The 10,746-nt window shown below is 56.8% G+C and carries 10 protein-coding genes, 3 pseudogenes and 1 other annotated feature; of the genes and pseudogenes, 4 read left to right on the forward strand and 9 right to left on the reverse strand.

Features of this window, described 5'->3' with window-relative positions; genetic code table 11:
• Positions 1 to 23 precede the first annotated feature (23 nt).
• The 5 genes from AC4ANE_RS13115 to AC4ANE_RS13135 all read right to left on the reverse strand — a co-directional run bounded on the left by AC4ANE_RS13115 (position 24) and on the right by AC4ANE_RS13135 (position 2,931).
• Positions 24 to 986: a class I SAM-dependent methyltransferase gene (locus tag AC4ANE_RS13115; RefSeq protein ID WP_002553780.1), complete on the reverse strand. Its 963-nt coding sequence runs from the start codon at positions 984 to 986 to the stop codon at positions 24 to 26.
• Between the two features lie 65 nt (positions 987 to 1,051).
• On the reverse strand, positions 1,052 to 1,756 hold the full coding sequence (locus AC4ANE_RS13120; RefSeq protein ID WP_002553779.1) for a YoaK family protein: 705 nt from the start codon (positions 1,754 to 1,756) through the stop codon (positions 1,052 to 1,054).
• 51 nt (positions 1,757 to 1,807) lie between these two features.
• Positions 1,808 to 2,035: a hypothetical protein gene (locus AC4ANE_RS13125; protein WP_002553778.1), complete on the reverse strand. Its 228-nt coding sequence runs from the start codon at positions 2,033 to 2,035 to the stop codon at positions 1,808 to 1,810.
• 122 nt (positions 2,036 to 2,157) lie between these two features.
• A complete protein-coding gene (locus AC4ANE_RS13130; RefSeq protein ID WP_002553777.1) occupies positions 2,158 to 2,499 on the reverse strand; it encodes an FKBP-type peptidyl-prolyl cis-trans isomerase in 342 nt (113 codons plus the stop codon).
• Between the two features lie 150 nt (positions 2,500 to 2,649).
• Positions 2,650 to 2,931 carry a hypothetical protein gene (locus tag AC4ANE_RS13135; protein WP_002553776.1) on the reverse strand — a complete coding sequence of 94 codons (282 nt, stop codon included), beginning with the start codon at positions 2,929 to 2,931 and terminating at the stop codon, positions 2,650 to 2,652.
• 652 nt (positions 2,932 to 3,583) lie between these two features.
• Here AC4ANE_RS13135 and AC4ANE_RS13140 point away from each other — a divergent pair.
• Positions 3,584 to 5,152 (forward strand): TerC family protein, encoded by a 1,569-nt coding sequence (locus AC4ANE_RS13140; RefSeq protein ID WP_031597214.1) that lies wholly within the window; start codon positions 3,584 to 3,586, stop codon positions 5,150 to 5,152.
• Between the two features lie 71 nt (positions 5,153 to 5,223).
• Here the strand turns inward: AC4ANE_RS13140 and AC4ANE_RS13145 are convergent, their stop codons facing one another.
• From AC4ANE_RS13145 to AC4ANE_RS13160, 4 genes and pseudogenes are all read right to left on the reverse strand, one after another.
• Positions 5,224 to 5,799 carry a GNAT family N-acetyltransferase gene (locus AC4ANE_RS13145; protein ID WP_005734614.1) on the reverse strand — a complete coding sequence of 192 codons (576 nt, stop codon included), beginning with the start codon at positions 5,797 to 5,799 and terminating at the stop codon, positions 5,224 to 5,226.
• A gap of 56 nt (positions 5,800 to 5,855) precedes the next feature.
• Positions 5,856 to 6,293: pseudogene (locus tag AC4ANE_RS13150) on the reverse strand (permease); the annotation flags it as partial.
• Positions 6,294 to 6,424: 131 nt separating this feature from the next.
• Positions 6,425 to 7,405, reverse strand: a complete 981-nt coding sequence (locus AC4ANE_RS13155) for an IS5 family transposase (RefSeq protein WP_044424202.1) — start codon at positions 7,403 to 7,405, stop codon at positions 6,425 to 6,427.
• Positions 7,406 to 7,425: 20 nt separating this feature from the next.
• Entirely contained in the window at positions 7,426 to 8,109 is a 684-nt protein-coding gene (locus tag AC4ANE_RS13160; protein ID WP_460408970.1) for a hypothetical protein, read from the reverse strand.
• 23 nt (positions 8,110 to 8,132) lie between these two features.
• On the opposite strand from AC4ANE_RS13160, the pseudogene AC4ANE_RS13165 reads away from it, so the two are divergent.
• The 3 genes and pseudogenes from AC4ANE_RS13165 to AC4ANE_RS13175 all read left to right on the forward strand — a co-directional run.
• Positions 8,133 to 8,633 (forward strand): annotated as a pseudogene (locus tag AC4ANE_RS13165) (transposase); the annotation flags it as partial.
• Between the two features lie 53 nt (positions 8,634 to 8,686).
• Positions 8,687 to 9,909, forward strand: a protein-coding gene (locus tag AC4ANE_RS13170) for an IS3-like element IS51 family transposase (RefSeq protein ID WP_095178853.1) whose coding sequence is annotated in 2 segments (ribosomal slippage) — positions 8,687 to 8,972 and positions 8,972 to 9,909 — 1,224 coding nt in all. Because the reading frame shifts where the segments join, the coding sequence is not laid out codon by codon here.
• Positions 8,965 to 9,081, forward strand: a sequence feature (AL1L pseudoknot). (Overlaps the previous gene by 117 nt.)
• A gap of 31 nt (positions 9,910 to 9,940) precedes the next feature.
• Positions 9,941 to 10,708, forward strand: a pseudogene (locus AC4ANE_RS13175) (IS256-like element ISPsy17 family transposase); the annotation flags it as partial.
• Between the last annotated feature and the right edge of the window lie 38 nt (positions 10,709 to 10,746).

Consider the following 10,746-nt stretch of genomic DNA (forward strand, 5'->3'; position numbering starts at 1 on the left):
TTGATTGAAAGTCGTTACGGGGTTCACGCCCACCCTGTGCGACTCAAGCCTTCAGCCTTGAACACCAAAGCCTTCAGGCCGCCATCGACCCGCGCATCCGGGAATTCCGGCGGGTTCTCCAGGCGTTGCTCGAAGCGCAGGCACGGTGCCTCGATTGCCGTGTGCTGAATCAGAAAGTCCGGCCCCAGCGCCGGATCGTTCATGCATGCCAGCACCGAACCGTCTTCATCCAGCAACTCTGGCAGACGGCGCAGGACTCGCTGGTAGTCCTTGTCGAGCATGAAGCTGCCTTTCTGGAAAGACGGCGGGTCAATGATGATCAGGTCGTAAGGGCCGGAGCGGGTGACTTTGGCCCATGACTTGAACAGGTCGTGCCCGAGAAAGGTCACCCGGCTCAGATCCTGATCATTGAGCCGGTGATTCTCACGACCGCGATTCAATGCCGCGCGGGCCATGTCCAGGTTCACTACATGGTCTGCACCACCGGCAAGGGCGGCGACCGAGAAGCCGCAGGTGTAGGCGAACAGGTTCAGGATGCGCTTGCCCTTTGCCTGGGCCTGCACCCATTCGCGGCCATAGCGCATGTCCAGAAACAGACCGCTGTTCTGCTTCTTGCCGAAATCGACTTTATAACGCAGGCCATTTTCGGTGATCACCCATTCATCGACCACCTCGCCGGTCAGCCATTGTGTAGTGCTTTGCGGCAAATAGCGGTGTTGCAACAACAGGGTATGGGCCTGACTTTGTTGCCACTGCGGCGTTTCGATCAACTCGTTCAACAGCTGCGTCAGAGCTGCCAGTTCGGGCTCAAGAGGCTCTTTGAACAGTGAGACCAGCACCACGCCCTGCATCCAGTCGACGGTAATGTGCTCCAGCCCCGGCCATACGCGACCACGGCCATGAAACAGGCGGCGGGTTTCAGTCGGAACGTTGTTCAGGGCGGCGGGTAGATGCTGTTGCAGGATGGCGAGTGCTTCAGGGGTCATGACGAAGGTCGGTTATGAAAGGCGGCGTATGGTAAACGTATTTCAGCAGATGGGAATCGCAGGGTTCAGCGAGGCATGTACTGACGTTGCCAGCGATGCGGGATTTTCAATGAAACCAGCCCCAGCAATGCCGACAGGCTGCCGCTGATCAACAGGGCATTAAGCCCCAGGCGTTGTTCAAGCAGTGCGCCGATGACCGCCCCGATGAACATGCCAACCCACGGCACCAGTTGCACGCGCCAGCCATCCCGGCGCTCGCCCAGTATCCAGCGGCCCAGGCCACGCCCGAAACGCGACAACGCGCCGGTTACGTAGGTCAGGCCGACCGGCAGCCCGTTGACCTGTTCCACGGCGGCGTTAAGCATGCCCATTGCCAGAATGGCCCAGATCAGTGCGAGCATATTGCTTTCCAGCGGCCATGCGGCTGCGGCGCACAGCAGCGTGGCGATCCCCAGCAGCAGGGGCAGGGCGCGCCGGCCGCCAAGCCGTGCAACGACGACGCCCAGCGCATTGCCGGCAATAAAGGCGAAGATTGCGAGTGCCAGGCGAAGGGTCACGCTCAGGTCGCCGGCACTGATGGCGACGGCAAGCCGGGTGGTGTTGCCACTCATGAACGAAACGAAGTCGCCGGTCGCCATGAAACCGATGGCGTCGGTCATGCCCGCCAGAACCGAAAGGCTCGCCACCAGGCACATGCCGACCCGGCCACGCCATTTCTGCATGTTGAGGTGCCTGGGGCTGGCGCTGATTCTGGCGGGCTGTGGCAGCATCGAAGGCCCTCTGGACCAATGGAAGCGCGTCTGATCGTTGGTTTCAGCGGTTCATAGTGGCTTGGCGCGTACGATTCGCTTGGCCCTGACCTCATCGGCATAGGCCTTGAGCTGATCGGCATCGCTGTAAAGGCGGTTGACCATCTGCAGTACTGCCGTCACGTCGACATCTTTCATTTGCGAGGCGAGTTTGAGAATTTCTTCCGCCGTGTTTTCCAGATTGGTTGCTGTCCCTTTCAGGTGCCGCTTCAGCTCCTGAGTCGACTTATTGAGCGCCATACGTGTTCCTGTGCCAAGTTCCATACCCGGAGCATGGCTTTTTTCGCGATAACAAGCAATCAGGCTTATGCCTGTCAGCTAGGGTTATCGGCCGATTCAAGGCGATCTGCAAGGCAGCTCGCTCAATCGTCGCGGGTCAGCACTTCCAGCAGCTCTATTTCAAACGTCAGGTCGGCACCCGGTTTGATGTGCGCGCCCATCGTTCTGTCGCCATAGGCCAGATGGGCAGGCACGAACAGTTTGCGTTTGCCGCCCACCTTCATGCCCATAAGGCCCTGATCCCAGCCCTTGATAACGCGTCCGGTGCCGATCACGCACTGAAACGGCTTGCCACGCTGGTGAGAGGAATCAAAGACAGTGCCGTCTTCGAGGGTTCCGGTGTAATGCGTGGTGATCAGCGCACCTTTGACCGCTTCCTTGCCTTCGCCGGGATGCAGGTCGGTAATCTGTAATTCTTTGCTCATTACAAGGCTTCCGTTTTTAGCGCGCTCAATGAATGCCGAGAGCGTGCATTTTCGCAGCGCTTTCTCGCAGAAAAGCATGCCTGTGACAAGCGGGCGAAACGAAAACGGGGAAGCTTTCGCTTCCCCGTCGTATTCCGATTGTGTCGTTCGTCAGAGATTCTGCGAACTGACCACCATGGCCTGAGCGATATTCTCTTTCTGCTCCTGGGTGAAACCGTCCCAGATATTGGTCTTGGCGTAGTAACCCAGACCAGCCAGGCAGTAAAGGCTGAGGGTCAGAACGATGACGATTGAAACAAAGGTCCAGCGGCCTTCGTCATCGTTTTCCCGAGTGAAGCTACGGGAATAGTTGTCCTCGGCGCTGCGGAAGAACAGCGCGGACGATAGGCGCTTGAGCCACTGGAACAAATGAACGACAACGATACGCAGCATGGGAAATCACCTCAAAGGTTAAAAGAAACGGGTCGTCCGCGATGCCGGTCACCGGCTTCGGGGTGCAAAAGCTGAAAACGAAAAAAGCCCGTCTATGACGGGCTTTCTTTTTATGATTCTGGTCAGAGGGCAGGGGATCGTGCATTCACACAAGTCGCGTTGGACACTGCGCAGGCCTGACGTTATTGCAACATTTTAAAACAAATGATTTGTGTGATCTACCCGGACACTGCCGTTGTCAGACAACTGGTCGTACTTGGAGGTGCGGCAAAACGTCGCTCCGGGTTGAGCGAGGCTTAGGAATACGCCGTGCTTTTGGTCAAGTCTTGTAATACTTATACAAAATACGAAACAGTTGTGTGTATTGTACGATCAACGCCCGTATTGATTTTCAGGACCGTATGAATACCCTCCAGGAGCCTCCGAGTTGCCTTCCCTTCACCGCTGATGGCTGGCCAGTGATATCCCATTCACCAGGCAGGCCGTTTGATTCGAACGCCGGTTTACACTCTCTCTCGTGTTGCAATGGCCCCGACATGCCTGTGCATGGTCGCAAGGCACCTTTGCGCATGGCAATTCATTGCAGTGCTTGGCCAGCTGTGGCCAACGATGAGTTTTCTCGCCATTTTTCTCGTGAGGCTGCATAACTACCATGGAATGGATCGCTGACCCCACGGCATGGCTTGGCCTGCTGACCCTCATCGTGCTGGAACTGGTGCTGGGTATCGATAACCTGGTGTTTATTGCCATTCTGGCGGACAAACTGCCCCCCGAGCAACGCGACAAGGCGCGCGTCATCGGCCTGTCGCTGGCACTGATCATGCGCCTGGGCCTGCTGGCGAGCATCTCCTGGATGGTGACGCTGACCGAGCCGTTGTTCGAGATCTTCGACAAGACGTTCTCCGGTCGTGACCTGATCATGCTGTTTGGTGGTGTGTTCCTGTTGTTCAAGGCCACCATGGAACTGCACGAACGGCTGGAAGGCCATGTTGCCCAGCGCGCCGGTAACGCAGGTTATGCGTTGTTCTGGCCCATCGTTGCGCAGATCGTGGTACTCGACGCGGTGTTCTCGCTGGACGCCGTAATCACGGCCGTCGGCATGGTCGAACACCTGTCGGTGATGATGATTGCTGTGATCTTCTCCATCGGCCTGATGATGATTGCCAGCAAGCCGCTGACCAAATTCGTCAACAGCCGCCCGACAGTGATCATGCTGTGTCTGGGCTTCTTGATGATGATTGGTTTCAGCCTGACCGCCGAGGGTCTGGGTTTCCATATTCCCAAGGGCTATCTGTACGCGGCCATCGGTTTCTCGATCCTCATCGAGGTGTTCAACCAGATCGCTCGCAAGCGCAGCAAGAAGTCTGCTCATGGCCACCTGCCGCGTCGCGAGCGGGCTGCCCATGCGGTGATGCGTCTGCTGGGCGGTCGCAAGCTGGAGTCTGGCGATGTCGATGAGGAAATCACCGACATGCTGGAAGGCGAAAGCAGCGAGCCGGTGTTTGACCGTCGTGAGCGGGTGATGATCAGCGGCGTACTGCAACTGGCAGAGCGGCCGATTCGCACGGTGATGACGCCGAGGGCCGAAATCGACTATATCGACTTGAAAGACGATGCCGAGAAAATCCGTCTGAAACTGATGCACTCGTCCTACTCGCGTCTGCCGTTGATTGGCGAGCGAGGCATCGATGAGCCGCTGGGCTTCGTGCACAAGAAAGAGCTGTTCAAGGAATTGTTGTCCGGCAACGAGCCCGACCTGAAGCTGATGTCGCGCAAGGCAATCAACCTGCTGGAAAGCTTCACCATCCTCAATGCCCTGGAGCAGATGCGCAAGGAGTCGACGCACATCGCTTTTGTGGTCAACGAGTTCGGTGATTTCATCGGCGTGTTGAGCATGACCGACATTCTGGAATCCATCGCCGGCCAGCTGCCGGACGCCAGCGAAGTGGAAGGCCCGGACATCGTCAAGCAAGGCGAGGACTTCGTGGTATCGGGTGCCTTGAACCTGAGTCTGATTCGCGAACGCACCGGCTTCCAGGCCAAGGCCACCGAGGATTATCAGACCCTCGCCGGACTGGTCATGAGCCTGCTGGATCGCCTGCCGTCCACCGGCGATAGCCTGGACTGGCAGGGCTGGAACCTTCAGGTTGTCGGCGTGGAAGAGCGCCGGGTGACTCGGGTGTTGTTGCAGAAACAGCCTGAGGTCGGGGCTGGCAAATAAGCACGGAGCTGTAATACAAAACGGGGCCTGCTCATGGTGAGCAGGCCCCGTTTTTCATGTGAGCGTCGCGCTTATTTGCGACGCGGACGCGACACCACAGATTCGATATTCTTGCGGCCGATCAGCTTGGGCTGCGCAGGCTCTTTGGCCATCGGCGCGTCAGCCAGCCACTTGAACATCACCAGACAATCCACCAGCCCCAATCGGGCGTGACGATAAGCCTTGGGCAAACGCCCGACTGTCTCGAAACCCAGCTTGGCCCACAGCGCGACAGCTACTTCATTGCTGGCCACCACCGAATTGAACTGCATCGCCAGAAACCCGCTGTCGCGCGCCAGTTGCTGCGAGTGCTCGCACATCAACCGCGCCACACCACGACCCCGCGCCGCATCCGTCACCATATAGCCGCAATTGCAGACATGATTCCCCGGACCTGCCGCATTGGCCTTCAAGTAGTAACTGCCTAACAGCTGGCCGTCTTCCTCGGCAATCAGCGTGTGCAGCGGCAGCTCCATCCACAGACTGCGGGCCTGCTCCTGAGTGACGGCAGGGTCGTAGGCGTAGGTTTCCTGAGCGATGACGACAGCCTGAAAGGTGGGCCAGAAGCGCTCGAAGTCTTCCGGGGTCATGGGGCGGATCTGGATCATGGTGAGGCCTTGGTGGGTATGGCTTGAATTCCGGCGTGTACGTTAGCTTGGGTGTGCTACCACTTCCAGGCTTTTTCGGTGAACTCGGCGGTGGAGGGGAGTACGGTGTGGAGAAAATTCAGGTATTTGTTGAACAGTACCTCGTGCTGGAAACGGGCCTCAAAGCCTAGCGTGACGTCAGTGCGGTGCGTGATGATCATGAGGCGTTTACGGTCGACGGTTACAAAGTTGTACTCATCCCAGGGCAGGCTTTGTTCATGATGAATGGGGTTTTCCCAGTTTAGTAGATTGAGGGCTGCGATACAGGCCATGGCTGCCGGGCCGATCAGGAAGAGCAGTGAGCCGGTGAGGGCGGCTATGAAGACGAATATCAGGATGACGGCTATGGCAATGCCCTTGAAGAAGGACGAGGCGAAGTCGGGGTAATGGAGGTAGTACTCCAGGTGGGCGCAGTTGGTTTTTATGGTGTAGTTGTAGATGGTTTTTTGGCGGACACCTAGGGATGCTCCGATCAACTTGCCGCGCAGCGGTGGCAAGCCGTAATTTGCCAGGCACATAGCGCTATTTTTCTGAAAACGGTCTGATGCAGTGTGAGTCGAGCGCGTTTTTCGCTCGGTTTTCCGTGTTAAGCGCGCAACTCACCCAAACCCATTAGTCGCTTTCGAGCCATCCACAGGTTCGACAGGGCGAACAGCGTGGTCAGTTGGGCCGTGTTTTTCATCAGCCCACGAAAGCGTACTTTCACGTAACCAAACTGGCGCTTGATGACCCGAAACGGATGCTCGACCTTGGCGCGTGTCTGCGCTTTGCAGTACTCGATCTTGCGCTTGGCTTTGTACAACAGGCTGCGTTTGTTCAGCTTGGAATACGTGCTGCGCCGCGCCGCGATTTGCCAGATCACGTTACGATTTTCGTGCTCTTCACGCTTCTCGACACCGGTGTAGCCAGCGTCCGCATAGACCGCGTTTTCTTCCCCGTGGAGCAGTTCGGCGACTTGAGTGACATCGGCCACATTGGCCGCAGTGCCATGGACGTGATGAACCAGTCCAGACTCAACGTCAGCGCCGATGTGGGCCTTCATACCGAAGAAATACTGGTTACCCTTCTTTGTCTGATGCATCTCGGGATCACGCTCGCCGTCTTTGTTCTTGGTCGAGCTTGGGGCATGAATAATGGTGGCATCGACGATGGTGCCCTGGCGCAGCGACAGGCCTTTTTCCTGCAAATAACCGTTGATGACCGCGAGGATTGCAGGAGCCAGTTGATGTTTCTCCAGCAGGTGCCGGAAGTTCATGATCGTGGTGTCTTCCGGTATCGGCGCACTCAACGTCAGGCGTGCAAACTGGCGCATGGGGGTGATTTCGTAGAGCGCTTCTTCCATGGCCGGATCACTCAGGGAGAACCAGTTCTGCAGCAGGTGAATGCGCAGCATGGTTTCCAGCGGATAAGGTTTTCTGCCACCGCCGGCCTTGGGGTAGAACGGTTCGATCAGGCCCAGCAGACCTGTCCAGGGGACGACCTGATCCATCTCGGCGAGGAAGCGTTCGCGGCGTGTCTGCTTGCGCTTGCTGGCATATTCGAAATCGGAAAAGCTCATCTGGCTCATGGGAGGCTCGGATCAGGTGGTCAGGCGATTTTCGCATAACCGGGACTTGTTCGGAGATTCCCAAGGGGAATCCAGGTTTCCCAGATCAAGTCTTCACCTTCCGGGGGCATAAGCGGAAAGGTAAAATCCTCGTAAGCGTTTCGGGCCGCTTGATTGTCAAGTTTTCCAAATTGTCCAGCCTGCTTGAACTGCCCTCGCTCCAAGAATGGCTGCTGCACCGGAGAATCTATTTTTTCCACGGGAAGCACACCCCATGGGCGTTTGCTACTGATGATATTGAAGTGCACTGATTGTCCGCGTACCGCGCTTGGCAAAAGAATCTGCACGCCAGCGCCGTCTTGCACTTGTGTGCTGTAGTAGTCACCTTTGCCAAGATAACGACTTTCAATGCGCGTGGTGGTTTTTACGTGAACCTGAGGGCTTAACTGGATTGTGAGGAGGGCAAGCCTTTCTTCGTGCTGGCCTCCTGCGTCCGTTGAGTATCGGGAGTCAATCGATTTGGACCAGCAGCATCTTCGTAACCACCAACCTATACTATCCTGCTTGAAGTAGTTTAAGGCCGTTGTAGCGAATAGGTACACTGCACCTATAAGCAGTAAAGTCAGACTAAACCACGGACTCATCGCTACAGCAGTGATGGTGATTGATGGAAAAAGCCCCGCAATGAATTGAATGAGACTGTCAGAAATTTTGTGTTCGGGCATAACATGTAGCTAGAGGTGCATGTATGCCGACCAAAAAGAAGTCCGCCAATGCAACAGCGAGGGAGTTGCCCTCGATTCCCCAAGAGCTGATCGAGCAGTTTGTTAAAGGCCCAATGAGCGCCGAAGCCATTCAAGACGCGTCCATGGCGTTCAAGAAGGCTCTGATCGAGCGTGCGCTAGGCGCCGAGCTGGGTCACCACCTTGGTTACCCTCAGGGCGCGGAGCGCCCTGAGGGGTCGACCAATCAGCGTAATGGCAAAAGCAGCAAGACGGTTCTGACCGACGACGGGCCGCTTCGCCTGGATATCCCCAGAGACCGCGATGGTAGCTTCGCCCCGATCCTGATTCCCAAGCACGAACGACGTTTTACAGGCTTCGACGACAAGATAATTGCCATGTACGCCCGGGGCATGACGGTGCGTGAGATCCGCGCTTTTCTATCTGAGCAGTATGGAACTAACGTGTCCCATGACTTCATCAGCTCAGTCACCGATGCGGTCATGGAAGAGGTGGGCACTTGGCAGCAATGAACCGCCCCGGGTTTCTCGGAGACTCCAACCTTTGAGAGGATGGAGCGATGAAAAAACTACCGAAGTATTCCCCAGAGGTCCGTGAGCGGGCCATCAGGATGGTTTTCGAACACCTTCCTGAGTACGAGTCGCAGTGGGCCACCATCAGTGCCATTGCCCCCAAGATCGGCTGCACGCCCGAGACATTACGGCTGTGGGTTCGCCAATCTGAGCGCAACAGCGGCCAGCGTGATGGGCTGAGCACAGTCGAACGTGAGCGAGTCAAGCTCTTGGAGCGTGAGAACCGTCAGTTGCGTCAAGCTAACGAGATCTTGCGTAAGGCCTCAGCCTATTTTGCCCAGGCGGAGCTCGACCGCCCATTCAAACGATGAAGACGTTTATTGATGAAAACCGCCAGTCTTACGGGGTCGAGCCGATTTGCAAGGTGTTGCCAATCGCCCCGTCGACGTACTACCGGTACGCTGCTCAGCAGGCTGACCCCAGCCAGCAGTCAGCGCGTGCGCAGCGTGACCAGGAACTGGGTGAGCACATCCAGCGAGTCTGGGATGAGCACTTCCAGGTATATGGCGTGCGCAAGGTCTGGCGACAATTGCTGCGTGACGGACTGCAAGTCGCCCGCTGTACGGTGCAACGTCTGATGGGAGAGCTGGGCCTGCAAGGCGTGGTACGCGGCAAGCCCGTCAAGACGACGGTCAGCGACCAAGCCAGGCCGTGCCCGCAGGATCATGTCAACCGTCAGTTTGTGGCTGAGTGCCCGAACGCCCTATGGGTATCGGACTTTACCTACGTCAGTACCTGGCAGGGTTTTGTTTACGTGGCCTTCATCATTGATGTCTTTGCCCGATTCATCGTCGGTTGGAAGGTGTCCAGTTCAGCGCGTACCGATTTTGTACTCGATGCACTGGAGCAAGCCCTTTACGCCCGTCGCCCAGTCAAGCAGGGTGGACTCATTCACCACAGTGACCGTGGCGTGCAGTACGTGTCCATTCGCTATACCGAGCGTCTTGTCGAAGCCGGTATTGAGCCATCGGTCGGGAGTGTCGGTGACTCTTACGACAATGCTTTGGCTGAGACCATCAATGGTCTTTACAAGGCTGAAGTGATTCATCGACGCTCTTGGCCCACACGGGGGGCGGTGGAGCTGGAAACCCTGAAATGGGTGGACTGGTTCAATCACCGCCGCCTGCTGGAGCCAATCGGTCATATTCCACCGGTCGAAGCAGAAGCAATCTATTATCAGCAACTCACCGAGTCTGCCCAGGTGGCATGACTCAAACAAAAGGGTCTCCGAGAAACCCGGGGCGGTTCAGCAACGACCCTTGGAACCGATGTATCCGGTGATCTTCTTCGATGCGTTACGGGTCAAAATCCGGGACGAGGGGTTAGTGTGCAACAAGGCTATTTATCTGGCGCTGGGGGTATTACCTGATGGCACGCGCGACATTCTGGGTATATGGATCGAGAGCACCGAGGGTGCCAAGTTTTGGATGAAGGTGTTCAACGACCTCAAGACTCGTGGCGTTGAAGATGTTCTGATCGCCGTCACGGATGGCCTCAAAGGAATACCGGAGGCGTTGGGGGCGGTTTTTCCTGCCACGACGCTGCAAACCTGCATCGTGCATCTGATCCGCAACAGCTTGGACTATGCCGCTTGGGATAAACGTCGGGCACTGGCCAAAGCACTCAAGCCGATCTACCAGGCGATCAATGCAGATGTGGCTGAGCAAGAGCTTAACGCCTTTGAAGCGGGCCCCTGGGGCAAGCAGTATCCGACTGTGGTTGCTGCATGGCGTCGCGCCTGGGATCGGGTTATACCGTTTTTTGTTTTCCCGGCGGGCATCCGCAAAGTGGTTTACACGACCAATGCCATCGAGAGCATCAATGCCCAGTTACGCAAGATCATCAAGACTCGAGGGCACTTCCCGACCGATGAGGCCGCGACGAAACTGATATGGCTTGGGTTGCGCAACATCACCGCCAACTGGGGTCATGCGGCACACGACTGGAAAGTGGCAATGAATCAATTTGCGATCCTGTACGGAGACCGATTTACCAGACCGAGCTGGTAAAACAAGGGCCTGCCTGACGGCAGGCCCTAACCAGCCCG

This window comes from Pseudomonas sp. Pme6b, from assembly GCF_058129925.1.

Bases quoted from the DNA above. Each gene is read 5' to 3' on its own strand.
- AC4ANE_RS13135 (WP_002553776.1), bottom strand. From the start codon at position 2,931: ATGCTGCGTATCGTTGTCGTTCATTTGTTCCAGTGGCTCAAGCGCCTA.
- AC4ANE_RS13160 (WP_460408970.1), bottom strand. From the start codon at position 8,109: ATGCCCGAACACAAAATTTCTGACAGTCTCATTCAATTCATTGCGGGG.
- AC4ANE_RS13115 (WP_002553780.1), bottom strand. From the start codon at position 986: ATGACCCCTGAAGCACTCGCCATCCTGCAACAGCATCTACCCGCCGCC.
- AC4ANE_RS13145 (WP_005734614.1), bottom strand. From the start codon at position 5,799: ATGATCCAGATCCGCCCCATGACCCCGGAAGACTTCGAGCGCTTCTGG.
- AC4ANE_RS13125 (WP_002553778.1), bottom strand. From the start codon at position 2,035: ATGGCGCTCAATAAGTCGACTCAGGAGCTGAAGCGGCACCTGAAAGGG.
- AC4ANE_RS13140 (WP_031597214.1), top strand. From the start codon at position 3,584: ATGGAATGGATCGCTGACCCCACGGCATGGCTTGGCCTGCTGACCCTC.
- AC4ANE_RS13155 (WP_044424202.1), bottom strand. From the start codon at position 7,405: ATGAGCCAGATGAGCTTTTCCGATTTCGAATATGCCAGCAAGCGCAAG.
- AC4ANE_RS13130 (WP_002553777.1), bottom strand. From the start codon at position 2,499: ATGAGCAAAGAATTACAGATTACCGACCTGCATCCCGGCGAAGGCAAG.
- AC4ANE_RS13120 (WP_002553779.1), bottom strand. From the start codon at position 1,756: ATGCTGCCACAGCCCGCCAGAATCAGCGCCAGCCCCAGGCACCTCAAC.